23 protein-coding genes and 2 pseudogenes are annotated in these 26348 nt (G+C 71.1%); 13 read left to right on the forward strand and 12 right to left on the reverse strand.

Annotated features, from left to right (window positions below; all coding sequences use genetic code 11):
* Positions 1–25: 25 nt before the first annotated feature.
* Positions 26–1399, reverse strand: coding sequence for a DUF1254 domain-containing protein (locus ACZ3UD_RS04280; protein WP_465582000.1), 1374 nt, complete (start codon positions 1397–1399; stop codon positions 26–28).
* A 239-nt stretch (positions 1400–1638) separates the two neighbouring features.
* On the opposite strand from ACZ3UD_RS04280, the gene ACZ3UD_RS04285 reads away from it, so the two are divergent.
* On the forward strand, positions 1639–2679 hold the full coding sequence (locus tag ACZ3UD_RS04285; protein ID WP_465582002.1) for an NAD-dependent epimerase/dehydratase family protein: 1041 nt from the start codon (positions 1639–1641) through the stop codon (positions 2677–2679).
* A 48-nt stretch (positions 2680–2727) separates the two neighbouring features.
* Here the strand turns inward: ACZ3UD_RS04285 and ACZ3UD_RS04290 are convergent, their stop codons facing one another.
* The 5 genes from ACZ3UD_RS04290 to ACZ3UD_RS04310 form a co-directional block, all read right to left on the reverse strand.
* Positions 2728–3777, reverse strand: a complete 1050-nt coding sequence (locus ACZ3UD_RS04290; RefSeq protein WP_465582004.1) for a family 2 encapsulin nanocompartment cargo protein polyprenyl transferase — start codon at positions 3775–3777, stop codon at positions 2728–2730.
* Positions 3778–3932: 155 nt separating this feature from the next.
* A complete protein-coding gene (locus ACZ3UD_RS04295; RefSeq protein WP_465582006.1) occupies positions 3933–5354 on the reverse strand; it encodes a family 2B encapsulin nanocompartment shell protein in 1422 nt (473 codons plus the stop codon).
* Positions 5355–5628: 274 nt separating this feature from the next.
* Positions 5629–6174 carry a methylated-DNA--[protein]-cysteine S-methyltransferase gene (locus ACZ3UD_RS04300; protein ID WP_465582008.1) on the reverse strand — a complete coding sequence of 182 codons (546 nt, stop codon included), beginning with the start codon at positions 6172–6174 and terminating at the stop codon, positions 5629–5631.
* A 113-nt stretch (positions 6175–6287) separates the two neighbouring features.
* Complete coding sequence (locus ACZ3UD_RS04305; RefSeq protein WP_465582010.1) at positions 6288–6521, reverse strand: hypothetical protein; 234 nt, start codon at positions 6519–6521, stop codon at positions 6288–6290.
* A 179-nt stretch (positions 6522–6700) separates the two neighbouring features.
* Positions 6701–7969 carry an MFS transporter gene (locus ACZ3UD_RS04310; RefSeq protein WP_465582012.1) on the reverse strand — a complete coding sequence of 423 codons (1269 nt, stop codon included), beginning with the start codon at positions 7967–7969 and terminating at the stop codon, positions 6701–6703.
* Positions 7970–8171: 202 nt separating this feature from the next.
* On the opposite strand from ACZ3UD_RS04310, the gene ACZ3UD_RS04315 reads away from it, so the two are divergent.
* Positions 8172–8987, forward strand: coding sequence for a hypothetical protein (locus ACZ3UD_RS04315; RefSeq protein ID WP_465582014.1), 816 nt, complete (start codon positions 8172–8174; stop codon positions 8985–8987).
* Positions 8988–9011: 24 nt separating this feature from the next.
* Here ACZ3UD_RS04315 and ACZ3UD_RS04320 read toward each other — a convergent pair whose 3' ends face one another.
* Positions 9012–9833, reverse strand: coding sequence for a serine/threonine-protein kinase (locus ACZ3UD_RS04320; RefSeq protein WP_465582016.1), 822 nt, complete (start codon positions 9831–9833; stop codon positions 9012–9014).
* A gap of 16 nt (positions 9834–9849) precedes the next feature.
* Positions 9850–11703, reverse strand: a complete 1854-nt coding sequence (locus ACZ3UD_RS04325) for an ABC transporter ATP-binding protein (RefSeq protein WP_465582018.1) — start codon at positions 11701–11703, stop codon at positions 9850–9852.
* A 507-nt stretch (positions 11704–12210) separates the two neighbouring features.
* On the opposite strand from ACZ3UD_RS04325, the gene ACZ3UD_RS04330 reads away from it, so the two are divergent.
* The 5 genes from ACZ3UD_RS04330 to ACZ3UD_RS04350 all read left to right on the forward strand — a co-directional run bounded on the left by ACZ3UD_RS04330 (position 12211) and on the right by ACZ3UD_RS04350 (position 16468).
* On the forward strand, positions 12211–12657 hold the full coding sequence (locus tag ACZ3UD_RS04330) for a hypothetical protein (RefSeq protein ID WP_465582020.1): 447 nt from the start codon (positions 12211–12213) through the stop codon (positions 12655–12657).
* On the forward strand, positions 12644–13444 hold the full coding sequence (locus tag ACZ3UD_RS04335) for a class F sortase (RefSeq protein ID WP_465582022.1): 801 nt from the start codon (positions 12644–12646) through the stop codon (positions 13442–13444). The genes ACZ3UD_RS04330 and ACZ3UD_RS04335 overlap by 14 nt, the downstream gene beginning before the upstream one ends.
* 182 nt (positions 13445–13626) lie before the next feature.
* A complete protein-coding gene (locus tag ACZ3UD_RS04340; RefSeq protein WP_465582024.1) occupies positions 13627–14496 on the forward strand; it encodes a hypothetical protein in 870 nt (289 codons plus the stop codon).
* Positions 14493–15266: a two-component system response regulator CseB gene (gene cseB / locus ACZ3UD_RS04345; RefSeq protein WP_465582026.1), complete on the forward strand. Its 774-nt coding sequence runs from the start codon at positions 14493–14495 to the stop codon at positions 15264–15266. The genes ACZ3UD_RS04340 and cseB overlap by 4 nt, the downstream gene beginning before the upstream one ends.
* Positions 15263–16468: a sensor histidine kinase gene (locus tag ACZ3UD_RS04350; protein ID WP_465582028.1), complete on the forward strand. Its 1206-nt coding sequence runs from the start codon at positions 15263–15265 to the stop codon at positions 16466–16468. Before cseB ends, ACZ3UD_RS04350 begins: the two co-directional genes overlap by 4 nt.
* A gap of 401 nt (positions 16469–16869) precedes the next feature.
* Here ACZ3UD_RS04350 and ACZ3UD_RS04355 read toward each other — a convergent pair whose 3' ends face one another.
* The 3 genes from ACZ3UD_RS04355 to ACZ3UD_RS04365 form a co-directional block, all read right to left on the reverse strand.
* Positions 16870–18915 carry a hypothetical protein gene (locus ACZ3UD_RS04355; RefSeq protein WP_465582030.1) on the reverse strand — a complete coding sequence of 682 codons (2046 nt, stop codon included), beginning with the start codon at positions 18913–18915 and terminating at the stop codon, positions 16870–16872.
* Positions 18916–19056: 141 nt separating this feature from the next.
* Positions 19057–19896, reverse strand: a complete 840-nt coding sequence (locus ACZ3UD_RS04360) for a class I SAM-dependent methyltransferase (RefSeq protein ID WP_465582032.1) — start codon at positions 19894–19896, stop codon at positions 19057–19059.
* Positions 19893–21206 (reverse strand): helix-turn-helix transcriptional regulator, encoded by a 1314-nt coding sequence (locus ACZ3UD_RS04365; protein ID WP_465582034.1) that lies wholly within the window; start codon positions 21204–21206, stop codon positions 19893–19895. Before ACZ3UD_RS04365 ends, ACZ3UD_RS04360 begins: the two co-directional genes overlap by 4 nt.
* 203 nt (positions 21207–21409) lie before the next feature.
* Here ACZ3UD_RS04365 and ACZ3UD_RS04370 point away from each other — a divergent pair, with 203 nt between their 5' ends.
* The 5 genes from ACZ3UD_RS04370 to ACZ3UD_RS04390 all read left to right on the forward strand — a co-directional run bounded on the left by ACZ3UD_RS04370 (position 21410) and on the right by ACZ3UD_RS04390 (position 25112).
* Positions 21410–21904, forward strand: coding sequence for an ATP-binding protein (locus ACZ3UD_RS04370; protein WP_465582036.1), 495 nt, complete (start codon positions 21410–21412; stop codon positions 21902–21904).
* Positions 21905–22084: 180 nt separating this feature from the next.
* On the forward strand, positions 22085–22225 hold the full coding sequence (locus ACZ3UD_RS04375; protein ID WP_393030924.1) for a hypothetical protein: 141 nt from the start codon (positions 22085–22087) through the stop codon (positions 22223–22225).
* Positions 22226–22238: 13 nt separating this feature from the next.
* Entirely contained in the window at positions 22239–23402 is a 1164-nt protein-coding gene (locus ACZ3UD_RS04380) for a cupin domain-containing protein (protein WP_465582039.1), read from the forward strand.
* Positions 23399–24295 (forward strand): aldo/keto reductase, encoded by an 897-nt coding sequence (locus ACZ3UD_RS04385; protein WP_465582041.1) that lies wholly within the window; start codon positions 23399–23401, stop codon positions 24293–24295. Before ACZ3UD_RS04380 ends, ACZ3UD_RS04385 begins: the two co-directional genes overlap by 4 nt.
* Positions 24296–24323: 28 nt before the next feature.
* The gene (locus ACZ3UD_RS04390) at positions 24324–25112 is read left to right on the forward strand and encodes a phosphotransferase family protein (RefSeq protein WP_465582043.1); all 789 of its coding nucleotides are present in this window, start codon (positions 24324–24326) and stop codon (positions 25110–25112) included.
* A 349-nt stretch (positions 25113–25461) separates the two neighbouring features.
* Here the strand turns inward: ACZ3UD_RS04390 and ACZ3UD_RS04395 are convergent.
* Positions 25462–25961: pseudogene (locus ACZ3UD_RS04395) on the reverse strand (DUF3631 domain-containing protein); the annotation flags it as partial.
* On the opposite strand from ACZ3UD_RS04395, the pseudogene ACZ3UD_RS04400 reads away from it, so the two are divergent.
* Positions 25955–26071: pseudogene (locus tag ACZ3UD_RS04400) on the forward strand (tyrosine-type recombinase/integrase); the annotation flags it as partial. The pseudogenes ACZ3UD_RS04395 and ACZ3UD_RS04400 sit on opposite strands and share 7 nt — an antisense overlap.
* Positions 26072–26348 lie beyond the last annotated feature (277 nt).

The following is a 26348-nucleotide window of genomic DNA, read 5'->3' on the forward strand; positions in this document are numbered from 1 at the left end:
CGGGGGCGGTCCGGGGTCGGGGTGGTCAGCGCGGGTCGAGCGGCGGGAGCTGCCAGCGGCCGTCCAGGACGGACGGGTCGGGGCCGTAGAGCCGGATCACCACGGTGAACGGACCGTCGGGGGCGGGCAGCCAGTTGGCGGAGTGCTGGGCGTCGGCGGGGCGCTTGTGCTGGACGTAGAGGGTGAGTCCGCCGTCCGGGTCACGGACCAGGTCCGGGGTGCGGTCGCCGATCGAGTAGCGGTCCAGGGTGTTGTCGACCAGGTGGCGCCCGGGCAGGGCGTACATCGTGGCGGACCAGAAGAAGCGGGCCGGGGGCAGGTCGTGCGGGCCGAAGTGGATCACGTGGTCGCGGTCGCTGGCGTTGGGCGGGCGGTGGCCGGCGGCGTCGGCGGTCCAGCTGCCGGACCAGGCCTCTTCTGCGGGCAGCCCGTGGAGGCCGAGCTTCGCGCCGAGCGCCTGGCGCAGGAAGTCGGCGCCGATCCGCTCGCGGGTGCCGAACAGGGCGTTCGTGTCGTGGAGTTCGGCGGCGGCACGCTCCAACCGGGCCCTGCCGTCGGCGATGCCGCGTTCGATCTCGGCGCGGACGTCCAGTGGGAGGGTGGCGGGCTCGAACTCGCCCCGGCCGTCGATGCCGAGGTCGGCGAGGCGGCCGCGCAGGTCGGCCTCGGCGGGCGGGAGCGGGACGGCGCCGGGCTGCGGGACGGCACCCGGCCGCGGGCCGGTCAGCGGGAAGAAGCCGAGCAGGAAGTCGAGGAAGCAGAGGAACTCGACGGTGTCCATCACCTCCTCGCGCCAGACCGGCCAGACCGGCTCCGGAGCGGGGGCGGGCGCGGGGGTGTCGGCGTAGCGGTGCAGCGGGCGCAGCCGGTACTGCTCCTGGACGGCCTTCAGTTCGGCGATGTCGGCGGGGGTGGTCCCGGCGAGGTGGGTGCGGCCGACGATGCCGACCAGCCGGGTCGCGGTGCGGATGACGCCCTTGATGCCGGGCGGGGGCTCGCCCTGCCAGTCGGGGCCGGCCACCAGGTAGTCGCCGGCCTGCCGGCCGGTGGTCCGGGCGCCGACGGACCCGGCGTGGACGGTGTCGAGTTCGTGCACCGGGAGGACGTAGTAGCGGTCCTCGGCCGGAACGGAGACCACCCAGGGTTCGGCGCGCAGGTCGAGCCAGGCCCAGGAGTGCGGGGTGTCGTTGTCGGGGGCGACGACGTCGGTGTCGGCGGGGGTGAAGGGCTGCGCGCGGTGGCGGAATACGCCGAAGCCGCCGACGTACCTCGGGTCCGCCTCGTCCAGGGCCTGGGCGTACAGGGTGCGGTAGTTCCGCAGGATCGGGTAGCCGCGGATCCAGGCCTCGGTGGCGGTGGCGCGGACGGTGGCCGGGTCCACGAGTGCCGGGTTGACCATGCTGTCGAGCTCCCAGTGCGCCGCATCCAGTGCCGAATCAGGACATATCGGTACACCTGGGATGCTAAGTGGGGTGGGGCGGGGCGGCATGTCGGCTGCTCCGCCGCTCCAGCGGGGCCGACGGGGCCGACGGACTTCGCTCGGCGCTCGGCCCGGCGCTCGGCCCGGCGCTCTGCCCAGCGCTCTGCCCAGCGCGAATCCGGGCATACGGGCGAGGCCTCCGGGAGAGGCTGGCCGGTATGAAGATCCTGCTGCTCGGAGGCTCGTCCTTCCTCGGACGCGCCTATGCCGCCGAGGCCCTCGCCCGCGGCCACCAGGTCACCACCTTCAACCGCGGCCGCAGCGCCGCCGACCTGCCCGGGGTCGAGGCCGTCCGGGGCGACCGCGACAGCGCCGAGGACGTCGCCGGGCTGGTCGAGGGCCGCGGCTGGGACGCCGTCGTCGACACCTCGGCCCGGCAGCCCGCCCAGGCCGCGCTCACGGCGCGGCTGCTGCGCGAGCGGGCCGACCACTACACCGTCGTCTCCTCGGTGCACGCCTACGCCGACTGGGCCGCCCGGGTGATCGACGAGGACTCCGCGCTCCTCCCCTGCCCCGCCGACACCCCGCCCGACCAGCCGTTCGGCCGCGAGCTGAAGGCCGGCTGCGAGCGCGCGGTGCTGGAGGGCTTCGGCGCCGAGCGCTCGCTGGTCCTCAGCAGCGGCCTGCTGATCGGGCCGCACGAGTTCGGCGGCCGGCTGCCCTGGTGGCTGGAGCGGATGGCGCGCGGCGGGCGGGTGCTCGCCCCGGGCGATCCCGAGCGGACCATGCAGGTGATCGACGTCCGGGACTTCGCGACCTTCGGGCTCGACCGGCTGGAGGCAGGGACGGCGGGCCGCTTCCTCACCACGGCGCCGTCCGGGCAGCTCACCTTCGGGCAGTGGCTGGAGACCTGCCGGGAGGTCGCGGGCGCGGCGGACACCGAGCTGGTCTGGGTCGAGGACGACCGACTGCTCGCCGAGGGGCCGGACAAGGTCGAACCCTGGCTCGAACTCCCCTTCTGGGTGCCGGATCTGCCGGAGTGGACGTACATCTGGCTGGTCGACAGCGGCCGCGCCCGGGCGGCCGGGCTGCGCTGCCGCCCGTTCGCCGAGAGCGCGCGGGACACCTGGGCGTGGCTGCGCGGGCGCGGGCCGGCGGCCGACACCGACGCCGACGGCCGCAAGTGGGTGCCGGGGGCGTCGTTCCGGCAGGGCATCGAACCGGCCAAGGAGCAGCGGCTGTTGGCCGCCTTCGGGTGACGCGACGGAGTGGGATGTCGAGCCGGCCGACGCCCCACTCCACACCGGTCAGTGGGTGCGGCGGGTCACCAGCTCGGCGAGCGCCAGCAGTTCGTCGGCCGCGGACGGCTCCGGTACGGCCACGGCCAGCTGCGCCATCGCCGCGGCCATCCGCTCGCAGGACTCGCCCTGCGCCCAGCCGCGCCCGCCGGCCTCGTCGACGGCGGCCGCGCACTGGGCCAACTCCTCGGGGGTCAGCGGTCGTTCGAGCGAGTACAGCTCGGCGAGCCGGGCGCCTTCGGGGGTGCCGGAGCCCAGCGCCCTGACGACCGGCAGCGACTTCTTGCGGGCGACCAGGTCCGCGCCGACCGGCTTGCCGGTGACGGCGGGGTCCCCCCAGATGCCGATCAGGTCGTCGATCAGCTGGAAGGCCAGGCCGATCTCGCGGCCGAAGCCGTCCATCGCCTGCGCGGCCTCCTCGGACCCGCCGCCGTACAGCGCGCCCATCGCGCAGGCGGCGCCGAGCAGGGCGCCGGTCTTGGCCTCGGCCATCGCCAGGCACTCGGTGAGCGAGACGTCGTTGCGCTGCTCGAAGGCGCAGTCGATCTGCTGGCCCTCGCAGAGCTCGACCACGCAGTCGGCGAGCCGGCGGATCGAGCCCCGGGCGGCCGGGTGGGCGTCCTCGGCGAGCAGGCGCAGCGCGAGGGAGTGCATGGCGTCGCCGGCCAGGATGGCCTCGGTGGTGCCGAACACCCGCCAGGCGGTGGGCCGGTGGCGGCGGGTGTCGTCACGGTCGATGACGTCGTCGTGGAGCAGGGTGAAGTTGTGGACCAGCTCCACCGCGGCGGCCGCGGCGACGGCCGTGCCGGGGGTGCCGCCGAGGGCCTGGGTGGCGGCGAGGACCAGGGCCGGGCGGATCGCCTTGCCGGAGGAGGCCTCGGCGGGCGTGCCGTCCGCCTCCCACCAGCCGAAGTGGTAGCCGGCGACCTTGCGCATCGTGCCGGGCAGCGAGTCGACGGCGGCCCGCAGGACCGGGTCGACCAGCCCACGGGCCCGGGCGAGGATGTCCGCCGCCTCGTGGCCCTCTTTGTGGTCCCGCTCCAGCGTGGAGCTCGTCATGGGTTTCTCCCCCTGTAGGGCGCCTGTCGTGGGATGGCCTGCTGTGCCGTGGGCGCCGCGGCGCGCCGCCCGGCCGGGGTGGATCTCCCTGGTCGGGCGGCGCGGACGGCACGGATATCGGAATCGGATATCGGATATCCGATGGGAGCCGGACGTCAGCGCTGGGCGATGTCCACGTTCTCCAGCACGCCGATCGCGTCCGGCACCAGGATCGCGGCCGAGTAGTAGGCGCTCACCAGGTAGGAAATGATGGCCTTCTCGTCGATTCCCATGAACCGCACCGAAAGGCTCGGCTGGTATTCGTCCGGAATTCCGGTCTGGTGCAGGCCGATGACACCCTGGTTGTGCTCGCCGACACGCATCGCGATGATCGAGCTGGTGCTACCGCCGACGATCGGGATCTTGTTGCACGGGAAGATCGGCACCCCGCGCCAGGCGTTGACGTGCTTGCCCTCGACCTCGACGGTGCCCGGGTTGAGGCCGCGCTTGCTGCACTCCCGGCCGAAGGCGGCGATGGCCTTGGGGTGGGCCAGGAACATCTTGGTGCTGCGGCGGCGGCTGAGCAGCTCGTCCATGTCATCCGGGGTGGGCGGGCCGGAGTGGGTCTGGATCCGCTGGTCGTACTCGGCGTTCTCCAGCAGGCCGAACTCGGGGTTGTTGATGAGCTCGTGCTCCTGGCGCTCGCGCAGGGCCTCGATGGTCAGCCGGAGCTGGTGCTCGGTCTGGTTCATCGGCTGGTTGTAGAGGTCGGCGACGCGGCTGTGCACCTTGAGGATGGTCTGCGCGACGCTGAGCTCGTACTCGCGGGGCTTGAGCTCGTAGTCCACGAAGGCGTCAGGCAGGTCGTACTCGCCCTGGCGGCCGGCCGCGAGGTCGATCGCGGCCTCACCGTGCTTGTTCTGCGCCCGCTGGAAGCCGTTCAGGTACTCCATGATCTGCAGCTGGAGCGACTCGGAGCGGTCGTGCAGTTCCTGGAAGGACGGCCAGGAGAGCACCATCACCGTGCCGGAGGTCGCGGCGCGGACGGTGTACGGCCAGGTGCCGTCCTCCTCCTGGAGCGCTTCGTCACCCAGGTGGTCGCCGTCGGCGAGGGTGCCGACCACCGTCTCCTCGCCGTACTTGCCGGTACCGAGCCGGTCCAGCTTGCCGTGCGCGATCAGGAAGACCTCGCTGATCGGCGAACCGGCGGCGACCAGGACGTCGCCCGCGTCGAACTGGCGCTGGGTGAAGCGCCCGGCCAGCTCCTCCAGCACCGCCTCGTCCTGGTAACCGCGCAGCACCGGAACCTCGGCCAGGGTCCGCGGGATGACTCGGACCTCGGAACCGGTCTTGGCGAAACTCACCCGGCCGCGGCCGACCTTGTAGCGCAGGCGGCGGTTGACCCGGTAGGTACCGCCGGACACCTGCACCCAGGGCAGCATCCTGAGCAGCCAGCGCGGACTGATGCCCTGCATCTGCGGCGCGGACTTGGTGGTGGTGGCGAGGTTCCGCGCGCCCGCCGTGCTCAGTGACTGCTGCTGCCGGATCTCCGGCTGCACGCCGGGCGCAGGAATACCGGCATTGGTTTCGGTCGACATATGGGGAGCCCTTCGCGAACCCGATGAAGTGTCGCCTTACACATGCATGTTGCAACTTCATGGTGGGCCCGTTCGGAGGCAGACCGCAATCACTCATTCGAGTGGTTCGGAATAACCGAACAAATAGCACGACTCGCTCACCTGATCGATATTTGTTCGACTTTCCATTCGAACCCATCGACCGGCCGCGCCCCATCTTGCCCCATCGACCACCCCGCCCGCGCCACGATGCGACACCTCCCGCGCACGGCCACCTGCGGCGCCGATCGGCCGGCTACAGCGGGCCGTTCCAGTCCAAGGTCGGCTCCAGCACCCCCTCCAGGGTGAGCAGCCAGCGCTTCACCTCGATCCCGACCCGGCCGCCGCCGAAGCCGCCGATCCCGTCCGCCGCCACCACCCGGTGGCAGGGCACCAGCAGGGCGACGGGGTTGGCGGCCATCATCTGCCCGACCGTCCGGGCGGCCAGGCCCGGCTCGGCGACGTCCTCGAACACCCCGCTGCGGGCGGCGAGTTCGCCGTAGGTGATGGTCCGGCCGTACGGCACCTCGCGCCAGAGCGTCCGGAGCACCGCACGGTGCGGCCCGGAGCTGAGGCTCCAGTCGATCGGCAGGCCCAACTCGCGGGTGCGGCCGGCCAGGTAGGCGCCGATCCGCTCGGTGACGGCGGCGGTCTTTGCCGGGTCGGCGCAGCGCGGCGTCTCACCGTCCCGTCCGCCGTAGCCGGCCGCCGCCACGCCGAGTGGCGTCACCGCGATGTGCATCGGGCCGCTGGGCAGCGGAGTCGGCACGGTCAGCCAGGACAACGACCGGGACTGCGGCACGCTCGGGCCCCCACCCTCCGTTGGGCCGGCGGCCGGCCATCCCGGCAACCGGGGGGCGGGCACGCCCCGTTCGCCATCGTACGGCGGGCGGGGCGGGCCTTCGGTGAGTCCGGTCAGAGCTGCCCCCGCAGCCCGGTGGACAGCGCCCGCGCCCAGTGCGACAGTTCGGCGCGGTCCGGGGTGCGGCCCTCGCACAGCACGGTGAGCTGCGCCTCGTTGATCCGGTTCGGCCCCGGGATCTCCAGCAGGTACGCCAGCTCGGCCAGTACGGTGGCCAGCCGCTGCGCGTCCGCGTGGTCCAGGGTGGCCGCGGCTTGGTGGTGGCTGATGGTGAGCGAACCGGGCATGGTCATCCTCCTCCGTACCCCCACCGTCCACGGTACGGCCGGCCCGGCCACCCCGCCCGCCGCGGAGGCACACACGCGTGGGCGGAGCGACCGGCTGCGCTCCGGGGCCGGCCGGATACGGTGCACGGTGGGCCGCACCGGTGGCCGGGGGTGCGCCCCGGAGCCGTCCGAGGGGTGAGTCAGTTGTCCGGGCCCTCCTCCCAGCGACGATTCCGTACGGCCGGTACGCCCAACACTATGACCCCGGCCGCGACTTGCCAGACCGCCCCGAGCAGCAGGACCTCCCCGGTGCCGAGCCGGGCGGCCAGCGGGCCGGCCGCCGCCAGCCCGAGCGGGCCGAGGACGAAGGCGCCGAGCGACCCGAAGGAGGTCAGCCGGCCGAGGAGTTCCACCGGGACCCAGCGCTGCGTCGTGCTGGAGAACAGCGTCCCGCAGACCGCCGAACCCACCCCCGCCGCCAGCGCTCCCGCGACCACCCAGACCAACGACGCCCCGGCCGCCAGCGCGGCGGAGGGCAGCGCCCAGGTCAGACCGGCCACGGTGGCCACCGCGAGCGGGCGCCCGGGGCGCCGGCCGAGCATCCAGAGACCGCCCAGCACCGCGCCGGCGCCGTACACGCCCATCACCAGGCCCCAGGCCCGGGCGCCGCCGAGCTCCCGCTGCGCGGTGAGCGGGCCGAGCACCAGGAACGGCGCCCAGACCAGCAGGTTGAACAGCCCCATCTGGGCCGTGGTGATCCACAGCCACGGGCGGGCGGCGAACTCCGACCAGCCGGCCCGCAGCTCCCGGAGCATCGAGGTCCCGTCGTCCGTCCCCGGACGGTCGGGCAGACGGAGGCCGGCCAACGCAAGGGCGCCGACACCGTACGTCACCGCGTCGATCAGCAGCACCGCCGCCGGGCCCCAGCCCGCCGTGACCAGGCCGGCCAGCGCGGGGCCGGCCACCGTGGACACCGAACGTGACAGGCCCAGCAGGGTGTTGCCGTCCGCCAGCAGCTCCTTGCGGCGCACCAGGTCGGGCAGGATCGCGCCGAAGGCGGGCATGAACAGCCCCTCGCCGATCCCCCACACCGCCACCAGGGCGACCATCGCCCAGACCGGCGCGTGTCCGGCCGCCAGCAGCCCGGCGAACAGCGCCTGCACGAGGCCGCGCAGGACGTCCGAGCCCAGCATCAGGCGGCGGCTGCCGAACCGGTCGGCGATCACCCCGCCGGCCAGCAGCACCAGCACCACCGGGAGGATCCGGGCGGCCATCACCCAGCCGAGGTCGGTGCCGGTGCCGCCGCTGTCGAGCACCGAGAAGGCGACCGCGACCGGCGCCATCGAGGAGCCGAGGAAGGAGGTCGTGTACCCGATGAAGAAGCGGGTGAATTCGCGCTCGCCCAGCACGGCGAGACGGTCTCCCAGGCGCCGGGGGCGGGCCGGGATCCGTTCTGTGTCCACTGCCATGGGCAGCAGTCTGTGAGCGACCGGGAGCGCGGATCAAGGGTTTTCCCGGGAAAACTTGAGTCTTTTGGCATCAATTTTTTCGAGACGCTTGATTACCGCAGTAAATTGCTCAGTAGATGGCCCCCCACCTGCCATTTACTGCGCTTTCCGGATATCCTGCGGGCACATCGGAGTCAGTGATTTACTGCGGAAGAAGGCGATCGTGACGAAACTTCCCCCGGTCGAGTACGGCCTCGCCGTCGAGCGCTATCTGGCCGCCTCCGGACTCGCCGAGGGATCCCGGCGGATCTACCGGATCGCGCTGAACACCTGGGCCTGGGCGCTCGCCGACCGGCCCGCCCCCACCGGCCCCGAGCGGCGGCGCGCCCGGCCGCCCGTGCTCCCGCTCGCGCTGCTCGACCACCCGGACGCCGCCGAGCGGCTGCGCGCCGCAGCGGCCGGGCGCGGCGCCGACACCGACCCGCGCACGCTCAACCGCGAGCTCTCCACCCTGCGCGCGGCGGTGGCCTGGTGGCGCGCCCGGGGCTGGATCGACGGCGACCCGACCACCGACCTGCGCCCCGTGCCGCTGCCCGCACCGGCCGAGGCCGCCGCCCCGTTGGCCGAGGAGCAGCTGCGTGCCCTGTTCGCCCTGCGCGCGCCGCTGCGCGAGCAGGCGCTCTGGCACCTACTGCACGAGTCCGGCGCCGCGATCGAGACCGTGTTGGCCCTGAACGCCGACCAGCTCGACCTGCCCCGCCGCCGCAGCCATCCCCGGCCGGGCCAGCCCCCCATCCGGTGGCAGTCCGGCAGCGCCCGGCTGCTCCCGCTGCTGATCGCCGGCCGCACCGGCGGCCCGCTCTTCCTCACCGACCGCCGGGCCCCGACCGGCACCCCCGCCGCCGACCGCTGCCCGCACACCGGCCGCGCCCGCCTCTCCTACCGCCGCGCCGCCGAGCTCTTCACCGCCCACACCCGGACGCTCACCGGGCCGCCGGGCACGGGCTGGACGCTCCGGCAGCTGCGGCCGGGGCGGTAGGGGGCGGCACCGGGCCGGTCCCACTCACTCCCCGGACGACGGCGGCGCCGCGCGGCGGCCCTGCGGGAGCATGTCGTCCAGTACGGCCTCCAGTTGGGCCAGCGGCGGCCGGGCGGCCGGGTCGAGGCGCAGGCTGGCGTCGATCGCCTCGGCGAGCGGGCGGGGCAGGCGGCGGCGCCTGGACACCGGGGTGAGCGGGCGGGGCGGCTCACCGTCGAAGGGCAGTTCGCCGGTGGCGGCCTCGTAGAGGGTGGTGCCGATGCCCCAGACGTCGGTGGCCGCCGTGAACGGCCCGCCGGAGACCTGCTCCGGGGCGAGGTAGCCGTCCGTTCCCACGCCCCGGCTGCCCGGCCCCGGCGGGCGGGCGATGCTCAGGTCCAGGACCTTGGCGCGGCGGCAGTCGATCACGATGTTGGCGGGCTTGAGGTCGAGGTGCAGCAGGTTCTTGCCGTGCAGGTAGCGCATCGCCGAGCAGAGGTGCAGGCCGAGCAGGGCCAGGTCGGTGGCGGCCGGGCGGCGCGGCCGGCGGTCGAGCAGGCGGGCGAGGGTCTCGCCGGTGAGGGTCTCCAACACCGCGTACGGCTGCGGGCGTTCGCCGGTGCCGTAGCCGCGCACCAGGTGGGGGTGGGTGAATTCGGTCAGCCAGCGGCCCTCCCGGAGCAGGCGCTCGCGCAGTTCGCGGTCGCCGCGGCGGTCGGGCCGGAGCACCTTGACCACGCAGCGGCAGTCCCGCTCCTCGCTCCAGGCGTCGTAGACGTCCAGCCAGCCGGTGCGGCACAGGTGGGCCAGCACCTGGTAGCCGGGGGCGATCGGCGTCCCGGCGGGCAACGGCTCCCGGACGGTCATCGGGCGGCCTCCGTGCTCATCGGGCGGTCCTGGTCAGGGTCGCGGCCCGGTCGAGCCGGGCGTAGCCGTCGTCGTGGGCGAGCAGGTCCGCGTGGCTGCCGCAGGCGGCGACGCGACCCTCGCGCAACAGGACGATCCGATCGGCGTTCCGCACGGTGAGCAGGTCGTGCGAGATGACGATCGTGGTCCGCCCGTTCATCAGCCGCCCCAGCGGCTCCAGGATCCGCCGCCCGGACTCCGGGTCCAGCCCGGTGGTCGGCTCGTCGAGCAGCAGCACCGGCGCGTCCCGGATCATCGCCCGGGCGATCGCGATCCGCCGGCGCTGCCCGCCGGACAGCAGCCGTCCGTGCTGGCCCACCACGGTGTCGTAGCCCTCCGGCAGCCGGCTGATGAACTCGTCCGCGTCGGCGGCCCGGGCGGCGGCCGTGATCTGCGCGTCGGTCGCCCCGGGCCGGCCGTAGGCGATGTTCTCCCGGACGGTGCCGTGAATGACCAGGGTCTCCTGCAGCAGCACCGCGATGTGCTCGCGCAGATCGGTCAGCGCCAGTTCGCGCAGGTCGATGCCGTCCAGCCGGAGGGCGCCGCGCTCCGGGTCGTAGAAGCGCAGCAGCAGCTTGGCGAGCGTCGTCTTGCCCGCCCCGCTCTCCCCGACCAGCGCCACCGTCTCACCCGGCTCGGCGCGGAAGGAGACGTCGTACAGCGCCACCCGGGTGGTGCCCGGGTAGCGGAACCACACCCCGTCGAAGGCCACCGCGCCGCGCACCCGGGCGGGGCGCAGCGGTGTCGGCGGATCGGCCACCTGCGGCCGCTGGTCGAGCAGTTCGATGATCCGCTCGGCGGCGGCCGTGGCCGAGTAGACGCCGTTGCTGAGCCGCCCGATCCCCTGGATCGGGCTGTAGAGGCGGCTCAACAGGGCGACGAAGACGAGGAGTTCGCCGAGGGTGAGGCGGCCGCGGACCAACTCCCAGGCGCCCAGCCCGAGCACGATCAGCGCGCCGACCAGCTCCAGCAGATCCCCGATCGGCGCGAACAGGGCGCGCAGCCGGGTCGCCGCCATGGTCGCCCGGAACCGCGCGAGGTTCTCCCGGCGGAACCGTTCCTGCTCCCAGTCCTGCCGGTTGTACGCCTGCACCAGCGCGATGTCGCCCAGGGTCTCCTCGGCGAGGGCGCTGACCGAGCCGCTGTGGCGCCGCCGTTCCCGGGAAGCCGCCCTCACCCGCGTCGAGAGGCGCCGCGCGGTGATCCAGAACAGCGGCGCGACCACCAGCGCGGTCAGCGCGAGGTCCCAGCGCAGGTAGAACAGCACACCCAGGAAGACGGCCAGCTCGGCGACGTACGCGACCGCGTCGAGGACGCCCGAGAGCAGAAAGGTCTCGACCGCCTCGACATCCGCGGTCAGCCGCGACAGTACGTCGCCGAGCCGCCGCCGCTCGAAGAAACCCAGCGGCAGGCCCTGCAGATGGCGGAACACGTCCGTGCGCAGGGCGAGCAGGAAGCGCTCGCTGACCCAGGCCGAGGTCGTCTCGTCGGCGAAGCCCAAGCCGCCCGCCAGCAGGGTCAGCCCGGCGTATCCGAGCGCGACCGGCAGGAACAGCCCGAGCCTGTGCGGCACCAGCACCTCGTCGACGACGACCTTGAAGAGCCAGATCGCGGCCGCGTCGACCACCGGGCCGAGCAGGACGAACCCCAGCAGCAGGGCAAGCCAGCGCCGTCCCCCGCGGGTGTAGGGCCAGAACCGGACGAAGATCCGCCGCAGCGACACGACCGGGGCCGGGGCGACGACCGGATCGGTCCGGCCGTCGCCGTCACCCGTGTCCACGGCCATCAGCCGCCGCAGCGACCACACGTGCTCGTCCTGGCCCGGAGTCATGACCGGTGCGTCAGTCGTCAGTGCCGTTCGTGCCTGCGGTGCCGACGACGGCCGTGGCCGGTCGCGTTGTGGGAGTTCCTGTCCTCCCTGTCGTTCCCGCGGTCGTTCCCGCGCTCATCGCGCGAACCCCGCGCCGCCGGCAGGAGGTTGGCGAGGATGCTCATCGCCGCCACCTTTCTCTCGGTTGCTCCCCCACCGGGAGATACGGACGGGCGGGCGGGGGTGCTCAGGGCGAGTCGGGTACGTCTGTTCCGAGGTGCTTCCCAGGTGTTTCATCCCGTGCTCCGGGGCGTGTGTCAGCGCGTGCATCAACCCGTGTTCCGGGTGTCGCGGAGACCGTTACCCAGCCGATGGGCGGCCGTGACGCGGCCGGGCGGGGACCGCGACACGGCACTCCTACCGTCACTGGCGACGCACCGGCCGCACCGGCCGGAGGCGTCCGCGCGACACCGCGCCCGCGAGAGACGCGACACCGCGCCCGCGAGAGAGACGAAGGAGAACCACCGTATGAGCAGGACCCGCATCGACCGCTCGCCCGCCCGTCGCATGCTGGCGGTCTGCGCCCTCACCGGGGCCGCGCTGATGGCCGCCGTCACCGGCGGGCAGGCCTGGGCCGACGGGACCCCGCAGCCGGCCCCCACCGCCCATGCCTCCGCCAACGGGGCACCGGCGGGCGGGGCGGCGGGCGGCGGCCCCGCCCAGCCGGCCCAGCCGGCCTCGAAGGCCCCGGGCGTCGAGGTCACCTCCGCGCCCGCCCCGGTCGGCGCCGCCCCCGCCAAGCCCGCCCAGCCGCAGGTCCGCGAGGTGCCGAAGGGCGCCGCTCAGGCCGGGGACGGCTCCGCCGCGACCGACGGCAACGGCCTGATGCTGGCGGGCGGCGGCGGCGTGGCCGCCGTCGGCGCCGGTGCCCTGGGCTTCGCCCTCCTGCGCCGCCGCTCCGGTGCGCGCGGCTGACACCGGTCCCGAGTCCGCCGGGCACCCCGGCGCCCTTCCTCCGCACCCGGCCGGGCGGGGAAGCGGCGCCGGGGCGCCCCCGGCGGCGGGGACCAACAGGACGGACGGCCGCAGGCGGCGTCGCGCCGCCCGGCCCGGCCCGAGCTTCCTGAGCCGGACCGTCTTCGGCGCGGCCGGCCTGCTCTGCCTGGCGCTCGGCACCTCGATCGCGCTGTCCGGCCGGGACACTCCGGTGGTGCGGATCGAGGCCTCCGGCCATGACCCGGCGGCCACCGCGCCCACTGCTCCCACCGCACCCACCGCACCCGTCGGCGCGCCGACCGCCGGTGACCAGCCCCTCGCCGCCTCACCGCCGACCCGCCTGCTGATCCCCTACCTCAACGTGGACGCCCCGGTGACCGACCTCGGCCTGAACGCCGACGGCACGGTCCAGGTGCCGTCGGCCGACCGGGCCGACGAAGTCGGCTGGTACCGCAACGGCCCCACCCCCGGCGAGACCGGCCCCGCCGTCCTGATCGGGCACCTCGACACCAAGCACGGCCCGGCGGTCTTCCAACGGCTGCCGGAACTGCGCCCGGGCGAACTGATCCGCATCCGGCGCGCCGACGGCGGCACCGTGGACTTCAAGGTCCGCACCCTGCTCCAGGCCGCCAAGGACCACTTCCCCACCGAAACCGTCTACGGCGACACCCCCGCGCCCACGCTCCGGCTGATCACCTGCGGCGGGCGGATCGGCTCGGACGGTCACTGGACGGACAACATCATCGTCCTGGCGGACCCGGCCTGACCCGGTCCGCCGTACCGGCCCAGCCCGGCCCGCCGTACCGGGGCGGAACCGACGATCACCATCCGCGCGACCTACCACCGGGACCGGAACCGGAACCGGAATCAGAACCGCAACGAGGGCAGGACGGCCAGAGGGGCGACGACCCGGCACCGCACCGCGAACCAGGAGGACGAGCACCGACCGTGGCACCAACGACTCCGCTCCGCCGCCGCCCCGGCGCCGTCCCCGCGGTCGCCCTCGCCGCCCTGGCCGTCCTGACCGCCCTCGCCGCCCTGGCCTTCGGCCGGCCCGCCCCCGGCGGCCTCCGGGACGAGGGCCCGCACCAGGCCGTCACCCCGCCGGCGTCGGCCAAGCCGCTCTGGCCCGGACTGGCCACCGCACCGCCGCCGGCCACGACCGCGAGCGGGTCCGCCACCCAGGCACCACCCCAGCCCGTACCCGACCTGACCGTCCCCGGGCACGACCTCACCGCGGTCGACGTCCACACCCTCCTGGCCAAGGACCCGGCGGTGAGCGGGGAGGAGCGGCGCGCGCTCGACTCCTGTGCCGAGTGCGCGGTGCGGGCCCCCGAGTTCCGCGACCTCACCGGCGACGGGCTGCCCGAGCTGATCGCCGCCGTCACCACGCCCGGACCGGTCGTGCTGCACGTCTACACCCTTGCCGGCGACCGCGTCCTGCCGATCCTGCGGGTGCAGGTCCAGCAGGAGTTCAGCGCCGCGACGGTCGGCTCCGACCTGTGGCTGTACGAGCCGACCACCGTCACCACCCGGACCACCAGCCACTACCAGTGGGACGGGGTCAGGCTCGCCCTGGTCGAGAAGCGGGTGGACGGCATCGGCCTGCTCCCGCCCACCGACTCGGGCACCGACCCGCCGACCGCCACCGGGCCCGGCGGCCCCGAACGCGTGCCCGTTCCGAAGCACCCCTCCGCCGGGCCGCAACCGGCCCCCGGCGCGGGCGCCGGCGCGGGCGCGGTTGCCCCGTCCGCACGCCCTGTCCGACCGGTCCCCCAGCCCTCCGCCCCCGCCGTGCTCCCGGAAGCGAAGCGATGACCCCCGCAGCCACCCCAGCCCAGCCGCACATCCTGCTCGTCGAGGACGACGAGGTGATCCGGGAGGCCACCCGGATGGCCCTGGAGCGCTACGGCTTCCCGGTCACCACCGCCGCCGACGGCCTGGAGGGGCTGGAGGCCTTCCACGCCGTCCGCCCCGACCTGCTGCTGCTGGACGTCATGCTCCCGCTGCTCGACGGGGTCGGCCTCTGCCGCCGGATCCGCGAGGAGAGCCAGCTGCCGATCCTCATGATGTCGGCGCGCACCGACCCGGTGGACGTGGTGTCCGGGCTGGAGGCGGGCGCGGACGACTACGTGGTCAAGCCCTTCGAGAGCGCCGTCCTGGTCGCCCGGATCCGTACGGTGCTGCGTCGGATCCGGGTGGCGCCGACGGCCGCCGCCGTCGAGGACGCCCCCGTCCCGGTCGACGCCCCCGCTCCGGTCGGCTCCCCCGCCGTCGAGGTCCCCGTCGCCCCCACCGCGCTCCGCAGCTTCGACGGCCTGCAGGTGGACACCGACAGCATGGAGGTGCGGGTGGACGGCCGGATCGTCCCGCTCACCCCCACCGAGCTGCGGCTGCTACTGGAGTTCACCGCCGCGCCCGGCATCGTCCTGGAGCGCTCCACCCTGCTCGAACGCGTCTGGGACTACGAGTGGGGCGCCGACACCCGGGTGGTGGACGTCCACGTGCAGCGGCTGCGCGCCAAGATCGGCTCCGGCCGGATCGAGACCGTCCGCGGGTTCGGCTACAAGCTGCGGCGCCCGGCATGACCCTGCGTCGCCAGATCGCCACCGCCGTCGCCGCCATCTCCGTCCTGGTCGCGGTGGCCGTCGGCCTGCTGGTCCACCAGGCGATGATCCGTCAGCACGTCGACCAGGCCCGCTCCTCAGCCCTCACCTCGCTCGACTCGGCCCTGGCAGGCTACGGCCGCGGCGACGAGGTGGCCGGCCGCGGCGTCGCCCTGGACGACCCGGCTCTGCCCACCCGGCTGCGCGACCTCGCCGCCGGCGGCCGGCAGGGCTCGCTGCTCGCCACCGACCGCCAGGGCGAGTCGATGTGGGCGGCCGCCCCGGTCCAGAGCGGGGTGCTCTCCGCCCGGGTCGACTTCACCCAGGACCGCCAGGCGATCGCCGACCTCGACCGGATCATCCTGATCACCGTCGTCGCCGCGGTCTTCACCACCGTGCTGGCCGGCGTGCTGGTCGCGGACCGGATCAGCCGCCGGCTGCGCACCGCGGCCACCGCCGCCCGGGGCATCGCGGCCGGCGGCACGGACACCCGGATCGGCGAACTCGTCGACGGCCGGGACGAGGTGGCCGACCTCGCCGCCGCCGTGGACCTGATGTCCCGCACCCTGCACCGCCGGCTGGAGGACGAGCAGCGCTTCACCGCCGACGTCGCCCACGAACTGCGCACTCCGCTCACCGGCCTGGTCACCGCCGCCGAGCTGCTGCCGCCCGGCCGCCCCACCCAGCTGGTGCAGAACCGGGTCCAGGCCCTGCGCGGCCTGGTCGAGGATCTCCTGGAGGTCTCCCGCCTGGACGCCGACGCCGAGTCCCCCGACCTCTCCGCCGTCCCGCTGGAACGCGCGGTGCGCCGCACCGTCAACCTCACCGGCCTCGACGTCTCCGTCGGGATCACCGCCGACCGCGAGGTCCGCACCGATCTGCGCCGCCTGGACCGCATCCTCGGCAACCTGATCCTCAACGCCCACCGCCACGGCACCGGCCCGGTCGAACTCCACGTCGACGGCCGCAGCATCACCGTCCGCGACCACGGCCCCGGCTACCCCGACGACCTCCTCCACCACGGGCCCCAGCGCTTCCGCACCAACGCCCCAGAACGCGGCCGCGGCCACGGTCTCGGCCTCACCATCGCCACCGGCCACGCCCGCGTCATCGGCGCCACCCTCACCTTCACCAACCACCCCGCCGGCGGCGCCCTCGCCACCCTCACCCTCCCACCCGACTGACCGCCCCACCCCCGCCGACGACGAAGGGGTCCCACCGACGACGAAGGGCCGGCTCGATCGGAATCGAGCCGGCCCTTCACACGCGCTGAGCCCCCTGTCGGGTTCGAACCGACGACCCCCGCTTTACAAGACGAACCCGGATCATGACGGGGCGTGATGCCTGATGTTGCGTGGCGCTGAACCCGCAGGTCAGCGCCACGCGGTGGGTTTCGTGGTCCAGGGGTCGCCCGTCTGCTGCTTCTCCGTGCGCTCACGCAGCGCTCACGCAGCGCGCCGATAGTGACCCGCTCCGACCCTACGGCTAGCGGCCGAGAGGACTACACCTACCCTGCTGGCTGCCTGAGGAGCAGACGCTCACCCGCAGGAGGCCCGGGTCAGCGAAATGACACGGCAGCCAAGGGCTATTCCCCGCCATTTACCATCGACTCAAAATGCTCGACAGTAAATCCACTCACAAGATTGCCATCTATCGTCAATTTCGGGTCGATGATGATCTGCAACCCGCGAATCATCGCTAGAGTTACAAATCGATCGAACTGCTCGTCCGAGAGTACGGCCGAAACGGTAAATTCCGGCAGCCTGATCCCACACCTCCCCCAGTTTTCCACATAGGATTTCAGCTGCAACGGGTCGGTGAGCATCGCAATCACTCCCGCGATGGCCACAGGATGTCCGGTTTCAACATCGCTTAGATACGCGAGAGGCGCATAATAGTTTTCGCACTCCGAGTAAACCTCACCAATTGCCCGAGAGAATCGGACCGCCTCCGCCTCTACACATAGCACGGGGTCATGTCCCATCCGCAGAAGGGCGGAGTATGGCCCGATTGTGGCGCCACCATCAGCCGAGTAGCAATAGGGATCTGCGCTGCCTAGCGCTCGACTGAATGCGGCGTTCAATTCATCAGCACCTTGCGACGCCTTCTCAAGGGATAGGCGCACGACATGGCCGCGATCTGTAATATAGCGGGCGCTCCCGTCCTCGAGCGTCACTTTCACACACCAGGCCCCCTTGGAGAAGTAATCGTACTCTGACTTCCACGCTATGGGGGCAAGCCGCAGAGCAGATTTTCCAATCCCACCAAACAGCCACTGGCCGTTTCGAATATTGGCGAGCCAGCTGCGATAGTCAAAGTTCTTCAGGTGTGGATTTTCTCGAAATAGATCACAATCTATTGTTCCAAGCACTCTATCGGTAGGCCTTCGGCAAAGCTCGTGAACCAGCCCCAGGTCATGCGGTCGCCCTTCCTCGTCAACCTCGATCAGCGGCGCGCTATCTTCAGATATACTTTCGCCGCAGTGCCTACAAAGGGTAATATTCTCAAGACCTGCGATAATGCTCTGGCAGTACTCACTATATGCTCGCGCATACGGCGAGGCGTCAAAGTCCTCGTCGGATTCGATTGGAATGACGGCCAGGCTCTTTTCTCCGTATTCCTCGACATGAGCCTCAAGGTGTCGCTCAAAGCCAGACCAAGTAGCCCAGCGCCCAACAACCCTCCACTGCAGGTCATCTCCAAGGTGCAACTTCCCCTGCAGAAATTTGAGCCGCTTTCCACCCGCATCATCAAACCGGAAGAATTCGGCCAGCAGATAGCCAGTCTCTTCGTAAGGGGACTCAACCAGCAGCAATTCCCGCCCGGAAGAGAGTTCAGACTTGAACGACACACGCGAGAATAGTTCGGCTGCCGTTTTCTCCACCTCGGGACTGCGGGAGATAAATTTCTGCATTCGCTCTTGCAGGGCTGCCTTATCGATCGACATTCGATCCTTCGCTAGCGACATGGCTAGCGAAATCAGACTTCCCCACAGCAGTTTAGGAGAGACTGACGCCTTGCTTGCTATGAGCATGAGCACCGCCGCCTCCAGAGAACCACCCTCTTCGATATCGAGCAGGGAAACTCTGATTCTGGCGAATATCCCCTGAAGGTCTTCGGAAGAGATCTCATGCCCGGCCATGAGCTTGTAGTGATGACTTATGAGATGTCGGGACTTCCCCAACACCTCTTCTTCAGTCTTGGTCAGTGGATTTTCCTGAGAATTTGACTCGTTGAGGCGCGTGGCCTCAGTCAGCTTCCTCAGTTCCGCCTTGACTCGTGACGACGAGCTGGGCGAGGTAGCGAGTATGTATACGTCGCCAGCGCGGCTATCGGATATGTACTGACCAACGAACTGCCGGATAACGGAACCAAATTCCGACTCTGGGTCGCTCGAGATGCTGATCGTGCGCTTCGCCTGGATGAAGTAGCGTGCGCCTGGACCGACTAGCACTAGATCATCGATCTCGTCATCCGTTTCAAAGCGCAGCTCTTCAAGGTTGAATTCACCTCCAGTGCCGAGCATGTTGAACTCGCTGACATCGCAAAGAATCTGAGCCATAGCAAGCGCTGCGATTCGTTGCTGGAAGTTGATTCCGGAGTTCGCTGCCGCGCCCCCACTATTGCCCATGTTCCCCTCGCTAGACGTGTGCGGTGAGATTATCTTCGACCCATCTCGAAACTACTGGTCGCGCGTTTTCCGAGGTGGCACCATACAACCGCCCCCCATGGCGGATGCCCTAGTCCCCATCGGCAATGAAGAGCCCAAATACTAAGCGGCGTTGCGGGGCTCCCTCGGCAGGCACACCAAAACGCCGCCAAGGCACGTGATCTTGAATGATCCCTCACCTGCGATGATGGCTGCTGCGATCTCGGCGGCTCGGCTGACGGTTTCATCGAAGGGGACGCCGCACTGTTCGGCCCACGCTTCGTACGAGGCCAGGTGGGCGACGATCGGCGCAGAGTCGGTGACCTCAATGATGCCGGGCAACTCTCGAACCCGGACCTCGCCGAACGCCGTCCCAAAGAAACCGGCGGCCTTCTCCAAGGAGAAGCGAGAGCTGAGGGAGACCCGTGCTGGCCCTTCAGGGACGCCGAGGACGTCGCCTGCGGCCCTGGCCCAGAGCTGGTCCAACTCCTGCTTGTCGGTGTCGCTGTTGGTCGACGCAATGAGCACGCCGCCAGGCCGGAGGACGCGGGCCAGTTCCTTGATCGTGGCCTCGATGTCGCCGACGTGGTACAGCATGTGCAGGGCGAGGACTGCGTCGGCGCTGTCGTCGGCGAAGGGCAGGGTCTGGGCGTCGGCCACCAAGACCGGCTTCTCGACATCGGCGAGGATGCCCGCCGAGATGTCCATCCCGACGACCTGAAGGTCCGGACGGTCCTTGTGTAGGCGGTTGACGAACTTGCCGTTGCCGCAGCCGACGTCGAGGACGGTACCGCTGGTGTCGGCCAGCTCTCCAACGACGATCCCGGGCAGGTCGTACTGCGGCCGCTGCCACCGGTAGATCGACTGGCGGGCGGCCAGGTGGCGTCCGTCGGCGTAGGCGCTGTTCGCGAGGATCGCCTTGTTGGCGACCGCGGCGTCCTGCTGTGCGGTGTTGCTCGTCACTGTGGCAGCTCCGGAGGGTTCGTGAGTGCGGGTCGAGAGCAGGCTTCTCTGACATTCTCACGGAGACTCAGGACGAGCGGGGAGTCTGCGTAGGCGGGCTCGGCGAGACGACTGCTCAGGGCTCGGAGCCGGGTGGAGATGCTCGCTGTTCGCCGGTCTGGTGCGGTGTTCAGCACAACCGACAGCTTCTCCTGTACACCGTCGAGGTCGCCACGGGCGAGATGGGCGTTGGCGAGGTCAAGGTGGGCGGCCATCAGGTCGCCGGAGGACTGTTCTTGCTGTGGTGCGGACTCGTACAGGGTGATGGCCCTGGAGGATGCCTCGATGGCGCGGTTCACGTGAGTCTGGCCGCCCAGGGCAAGGAGGGCGGTGCCGACGTAGGTCCACTGCTTGGCCTCGGGAAACGTGAACACGCCTGGGAGATCCACGGCGGCTACTGCGCTCCGTGCGGCCTCGGCCGCCTCCACGGCTCGTAGCGCGCTCGCGCTGTCGCCGAGCGCGGCGGTGGCCCGCGCTTCGAGGCTGAGCAGGCGGGCGGCGATCGTCCCGCTGTCCGCATACAGCAGCCCGGCTCTGGCCAGTTCGGCGGCCTGGCGGTGGTCCTGCTGCCAGTAGGCGATCAGGGACTGGACGGATCGGATCCAGGCCCGAAGGCCGTGGTGGCCGGCTGACTCCGCGCAGCGCCAGGCCGTTCGCGAATGCGTGGCCGCAGCTGTGTACTGGCCGAGGTCGAGGGCGACATGGGTGGCCAGGCCGCAGAGGCGTCCGGCCTGCAAGTAGAGATGGCTTGTCTGATAAGGGTGTTGGCGGCCTCGGAGTAAGTCGAACACTCCTCGCCGGAGGGTTCCGATGTCGTGGAAGAGCTCGGACACCGGCTTGCTTACGTAGTCCCCTGCCAGCCTCGCAATGTCCGCGTCGACCTGTTCGAGCAACGTGTCGTCCACGTTGGACGCGCTCGCGAAGCGGAGGAAGAGCGCGGACTCTGCCGAGTCGGCTGCCACGGCAACTACGAGATCGTTGTCGTGGTCCGTGCGCCGGGCAAGCACGGGAGTCGAGGCGTCGCCGACGCTGCTGGGCGGTGGAACTGCTTCGGCGACTGCAGGGGGTACTGCCAGTAGGTCGGCCAACTGATCGACCGAGAGTTCCAGGACGCGGGCGAGCTTCGGCCGCGTCCAGGGTTGTGGGGCACCCCTACCGCTCTCCCATCGCCCCACGGTCGTCCGGTCCACGTCGAGGGCTTCAGCCAGGGATTCCTGGGTGTGGCCGACAGCCTCCCTGCGCTGGATCAGCCGGGACCTCCTGGATGCCATCCCGCGTCCTCCAGAGGTACGTCAGTTCGTCCGTAGCCATAACAGGCCAGGTCATGCCCAGGTTTGCAGCACGGATGCCTCATTGCCACATCAATTCTGCTCTGGTTCACCGGCGTTGGAGACGGTTCTGTAGATACCTGCCGGGTGAATCCCGGCGCGAATCGGCCCGCTGCCGACCTCGTCCCGGTGAAAGGTCCGCGCTCATGTCCGTCGCCATCCGCCATGCCACCGCCCCCGCCCCGTTCGGCTTTCGCGTGCCGCCCAGTGCCGAGGCCGTGCCGGACGCCCGGCGGCAGGTGATACGGGCCGTGCGCGGTTGGGGCTTGCCGCTGGCGGAGGACGCGCTCCGCGATGTCGAGTTGCTGTCCAGCGAGCTGATCACCAACGCCGTGTGCCACACGGACGCCCCGTGCGTCGTGTGCGTGTCTTGGGACGGTGAACGGCTGCGCGTCGAGGTGACGGACGTCGGCCACGAACTGCCGGCTGCAGGCGGAATCGATCTCGATGCCACCAACGGGCGAGGGCTGTTCCTGGTGGCAGCGCTCGCGACGAACTGGGGCGCCGAGCCGGACCCCGCTGGCAAACGGATCTGGTTCGAGGTCGGCACCACCGCTGCCGTTTCGGGCGACGAGCGACTCACCGCGCTGGTGCGGGCCGCTGTCCCGACTACACGGGATGTCGTGCCGACCAGCGTCTGACAAGACTTCCTCCCGCCCCGACGCGGGCTTGGGGGATGCAGGTGCCCGCGCTGGTCAACAGCCACGCGGCGTAAGCACCTGCGGTTCCTCGCCGACGGCTTGCCCCGGCAACGGATCCATCGCTGCACCCACGACGGGGCCGGGCAGTCGGCCCACCCCATGACTCCGAAGGAGTGCTTCATGCCCGAGAACCTGACGAACAACACCGAGCTGGAGGGCGACGGCCTGCTGGTCGCCCGTGCAAAGGTCGCCGCGGCTCGCTCGCGTGGCGAGCAGCCGTCGGACGGCGGCTCCACCGGCCGAACCGACACCAACGACTGACGGCTGCATCACAATGACCGCCGAGCACTTCTCGGTGGTTGAGCGTCTGGGCGGGGATGACTTCCTCGCCCAGACGCTCGGCCGCAGCTTCAAGGTCGCACGCGGCGAAGCCGCGTCACTCGCCGGGCTGATGAGCTGGGATGACCTCAACGCCATCCTGACCCACCACCGGTTCGAACCCCCTCGCTTCCGACTCGCCACCAACGGGGAGCAGCTGCCCGCGCACACGTACTCCCGACCGATCACCACCCGGCGCAGCACCGTCTGGCACCAGCTCCAGCCCTCCGAGTTGCACAAGCGTCTCGCCGAGGGTGCCACGCTGGTCCTGGACGCCGTTGACGAGCTCCACCCCGGTATCGGTGCTCTGGCCGGCCAGCTGGAGCGCTGGCTGCGGACCGGCGTGCAGGTCAACCTGTATGCCTCCTGGACCGGCACCGAGGGCTTCGGTGTCCACTGGGACGATCACGACGTGGTTGTCGTCCAGCTCGACGGCGCGAAGCGCTGGCGCATCTACGGCCCCACCCGCACGGTGCCGATGCACCGCGACGTAGAGACGCCGGAACCGCCGCCCGACGAGCCCGTCGCCGATCTGGTCCTCACCGCCGGCGATGTGCTCTATCTGCCTCGGGGCTGGTGGCACGCTGTCGCCGCCTCCGAGGGCGAACACTCGCTGCACGTTACGTGCGGGCTGCAGAGCACGACGGGCGCCGATCTGATCACCTGGCTGTCGGAGATGCTGCGCGCCCACGAAGCCGTCCGGGCGGACATCCCGCGCTTCGGGGCCGCTGAGGAACAACGCGTCTTCCTCGACACCATCGGCAAGCTCCTCGCGGCCGAGTTGGAAAGCGACGACCTGATCGCCCGCTTCTCCGCCGCTCGCGACGCCACCGAGCGAGCCCGCCTCGCGCCGTCGCTGCCCCACATCACGGCGGCCCCACCGGACGCCGACCTTCGGGTGCCCCTGGTCACCACGCGGCCCGCGCTCGCGACCGTGCCCGACGGCACCGTCCGGCTGACCGCCGGCGGCGAGGAGTGGACGTTCGCCGCCAAGGCCCAGCCGATGCTCGCGCTCCTCGCAGACGGCGAACCTCACCGGCTGGCCGATCTCGCGCAGGCCGCCGGTGTCGTGACGGAACTGGTCGACGGCCAGGCCGCCGCGATCGGCGGTGCACGATGACGGCCCGGCTGGGCCTCGGTACCTACCGCTGCCTCAATGTGGCCGAGGCCGCACTGATGGCCGCCTCCCGAGGTGCCGGCTGGGTGGACACCGCGCCCAATTACGCAGGCGGCCGGGCGGAGACGTGGCTCGCCGTGGTTCTGGCTGCCTACCCGGATCTGCGCGTCTCCACCAAGGTGGGCTTCGTCCCGGCCAGCGCCAGTCACATCGGTGTGCGAGCCGGTGCCCTGACCGCAGCCGACGCCGAACGCGGGCACTGCCTCGCCCCGGACTACATCGCCTGGCAACTCGCGCGCAGCAGGCGCATGCTCGGCCGGGTACCCGACCTGGTGTTCGTGCACAACCCCGAACACGGCTGCCCGGACGGCGAGATCACCGATCGGCTCTACAACGCCTTCCTGGCCCTGGAGGAGGCGTGCAACCAACAGGTCATCAGTGCCTACGGAGTGGCTACCTGGCGCGGCTTCAGCAGCGGCCTCTTCGACGTACCCACGCTGATCGAACTCGCGGCCAAAGTCGGCAGGCCGAATCATCACCTGCGGGCTATCCAGCTCCCGGTCTCCCTCGTCCACCTCGCGCCCGTCGCCCAGGCTCTCGACGGACACGGCCCATTGGCCGATGCCCTGACTGCGGGCTTGGAAGTGTTCGCCTCCGCCCCGCTCCACGGTGGCGAGATCCCCGGCATGGTGCCCCCGGAACTGTCCGAGCTGATCAGCCCTGGCAAGACCCCTGCCGAGGCCGCCCTCGCCGTCGTTGCTTCAGCCCCAGGAGTGAAGCGCGTGCTCCTGTCGACGGGGAACGCGGAACACTGGCGGCAGGCCGCCGAAGCCGTCGGCCTTCCGTCGCTGTCTCCGGACGTACTCCGAAGGGTCGTTGATGTACTCGGAACCTGAGCCGGACACCGCCAGGCGGATGCGCGGGATGCACACCGCAGCAGCGATGGCGCTCGACGCGACACCGATCGGCACCCACGAAGCGTGGGGCTGGCGCGGACGTACCCTCGGCCGTCCGGTCGCCACGGCATCCGGCGAGGGCTGGCTCCGTCTGGTGTCCACTCCGGCCGACAAAGCCGGCGGAAAGCTCTGGGAGGGACCGCAGGAGGCAGAACGGCTCATGCCTCCTGCGGTACCCAGGCCGCGCCTACGGGAGCGGCGCACCTGGACCGAGGCCGAACACGGCTACTTGGCGGAGTTGTACGACAAGATCACCGCCTCCACCATCACCTCCCACGAGCCGATCCTCCGGGAGGCACCGGACCTGGACGACGCCTGGTGGGACGAACTCAGCACCGCCCTCGACGCCATTGCCACTGTTCCCAGCGACCGGGTGGCGGTCCGGCAGGAATACCTGGACCGCGCCATGCCCCAGTACCTGGGCATCCCGATCGACACCAAGGTGCCCGCATGGACGACCGCCCACGGTGACCTGCACTGGGCCAACCTCACGGGCCCGACCCTCACCGTCCTCGACTGGGAAGGCTGGGGCGTCGCACCTGCTGGGTACGACGCGGCGCTGCTGCACTCCTACAGCCTCCTCGTGCCGGACATCGCTGCCCGGGTCCGTCACCGACTCGCCCATATCCTCAACACGCCAGCCGGGCAGTTCGCCGAACTGGTCGTCATCACTGAACTGCTGCAGACCACCACTCGAGGCGACAACCTCGACCTCGAGGAGCCCCTGCGAAGGAGGCTCTCCGCGATCACCAGATGACCGACCCTCGACCCCCTGGTCGAGGTCGGCGCGTTGGGTAGCCCTTGGGATATCCAACGCGCCAACGTGCTCCGCCCGAAGGGGCGCGGGCCGGGGTAAGGACTCCTTACCCCACAACTTGCTCCGCCTGCGGTGTCAGCTCGGATCTCGTTGTGGCCCGCAGCTGGTGGCTGCCTGCTCGGCCATGATGACCTTCTGGCCGCCGAAATGGTGTTGCAGTCGTCCCACTCGTCGCATGGCTGGTCAGAGTGGTACGAGTGCCAATCCAGGGACGATAGGACTCGTTGCGGGGAAGTGACCCGTCCCCACCCTGAGCTGGGCGGGGACGCGTGGTACGGGTGGTGGTGGGTCAGGTGCCGGTAGCGGGTTGCTCGACGGGATCCGGGCAGTAGCGGCTCCATGGGTCGACGAAGCTGTTGCGGGTGAAGCCCTTGCGCTGGGTGTCGCGGTCGAAGCGGATGTTCGCTGAGCCGATGCCGTAGTCCTTGAGCAGGGTTGCGGGCCGCGCGCCGTCAGGCCGTTGATGCCGTACTCAGCCCAGGGAGCCTCACTGTCGGCGTTCAGGGCGGTCAGGAGGTGCTCGGTAGACAAGGCGTCCGGGTTGCCGCCTGCGGCGAAGGCGCGGCGGATGTCGGCCAGGATCCTGGTCTTCAGGCCACCGTCCTCGTCTTGCCCGGACTCGTGCGCGGTCATGGCACGGCAGGCCGCTCGGGCGTGCGCGGGCCACTCGCCTCCGGCGATGTCGGCGACCGCCACCAGGGGCTCCCAGGTGTCCGCCGCACGGTCTTCGACCGGCATCGGCGGCTCCATGTCGGCTGCCGTGTCGATCAGAGGCATCAGCCAGACACTCCTCGATCGGCTTCACCTCGGACACGTACACGACCCTGCTTCCGCAGGTCGACCGGGCGATCGCGGAGGCGGCGGCCCGGCTCGTTCCCCGGGCGAACAGGCCGCGCAGGGATGCCCAGTCCACGGCAGCGACCCCGCCGACCAGTCCATCCGCTCACGCATCGCTCACGCAAACGGCCTCGGACCAGGAGTCCGAGGCCGTTGATCAAGCTCCCAGAAGGCCAAACCTTCGGCTCATCCGGGGTGGTGCGCTGAGCCCCCTGTCGGGTTCGAACCGACGACCCCCGCTTTACAAGATCAAACGCGGTGATCGGCGACCGGCCCGAACGCATCCCGCCCGCCAGGAACGAGTGTTCACGGGGGCGGGCAGATGTGTCAGCGTCCGAT

The organism is Kitasatospora sp. NPDC023118, from assembly GCF_055560875.1.

What these genes read in the sequence shown, in the direction of transcription:
- ACZ3UD_RS04280 (WP_465582000.1), bottom strand. Translation starts at nt 1,399, where the DNA reads ATGGTCAACCCGGCACTCGTGGACCCGGCCACCGTCCGCGCCACCGCC.
- ACZ3UD_RS04285 (WP_465582002.1), top strand. Translation starts at nt 1,639, where the DNA reads ATGAAGATCCTGCTGCTCGGAGGCTCGTCCTTCCTCGGACGCGCCTAT.
- ACZ3UD_RS04290 (WP_465582004.1), bottom strand. Translation starts at nt 3,777, where the DNA reads ATGACGAGCTCCACGCTGGAGCGGGACCACAAAGAGGGCCACGAGGCG.
- ACZ3UD_RS04295 (WP_465582006.1), bottom strand. Translation starts at nt 5,354, where the DNA reads ATGTCGACCGAAACCAATGCCGGTATTCCTGCGCCCGGCGTGCAGCCG.
- ACZ3UD_RS04305 (WP_465582010.1), bottom strand. Translation starts at nt 6,521, where the DNA reads ATGCCCGGTTCGCTCACCATCAGCCACCACCAAGCCGCGGCCACCCTG.
- ACZ3UD_RS04310 (WP_465582012.1), bottom strand. Translation starts at nt 7,969, where the DNA reads ATGGCAGTGGACACAGAACGGATCCCGGCCCGCCCCCGGCGCCTGGGA.
- ACZ3UD_RS04320 (WP_465582016.1), bottom strand. Translation starts at nt 9,833, where the DNA reads ATGACCGTCCGGGAGCCGTTGCCCGCCGGGACGCCGATCGCCCCCGGC.
- ACZ3UD_RS04325 (WP_465582018.1), bottom strand. Translation starts at nt 11,703, where the DNA reads ATGACTCCGGGCCAGGACGAGCACGTGTGGTCGCTGCGGCGGCTGATG.
- ACZ3UD_RS04330 (WP_465582020.1), top strand. Translation starts at nt 12,211, where the DNA reads ATGAGCAGGACCCGCATCGACCGCTCGCCCGCCCGTCGCATGCTGGCG.
- cseB (WP_465582026.1), top strand. Translation starts at nt 14,493, where the DNA reads ATGACCCCCGCAGCCACCCCAGCCCAGCCGCACATCCTGCTCGTCGAG.
- ACZ3UD_RS04350 (WP_465582028.1), top strand. Translation starts at nt 15,263, where the DNA reads ATGACCCTGCGTCGCCAGATCGCCACCGCCGTCGCCGCCATCTCCGTC.
- ACZ3UD_RS04355 (WP_465582030.1), bottom strand. Translation starts at nt 18,915, where the DNA reads ATGGGCAATAGTGGGGGCGCGGCAGCGAACTCCGGAATCAACTTCCAG.
- ACZ3UD_RS04365 (WP_465582034.1), bottom strand. Translation starts at nt 21,206, where the DNA reads ATGGCATCCAGGAGGTCCCGGCTGATCCAGCGCAGGGAGGCTGTCGGC.
- ACZ3UD_RS04370 (WP_465582036.1), top strand. Translation starts at nt 21,410, where the DNA reads ATGTCCGTCGCCATCCGCCATGCCACCGCCCCCGCCCCGTTCGGCTTT.
- ACZ3UD_RS04375 (WP_393030924.1), top strand. Translation starts at nt 22,085, where the DNA reads ATGCCCGAGAACCTGACGAACAACACCGAGCTGGAGGGCGACGGCCTG.
- ACZ3UD_RS04380 (WP_465582039.1), top strand. Translation starts at nt 22,239, where the DNA reads ATGACCGCCGAGCACTTCTCGGTGGTTGAGCGTCTGGGCGGGGATGAC.
- ACZ3UD_RS04385 (WP_465582041.1), top strand. Translation starts at nt 23,399, where the DNA reads ATGACGGCCCGGCTGGGCCTCGGTACCTACCGCTGCCTCAATGTGGCC.
- ACZ3UD_RS04390 (WP_465582043.1), top strand. Translation starts at nt 24,324, where the DNA reads ATGCACACCGCAGCAGCGATGGCGCTCGACGCGACACCGATCGGCACC.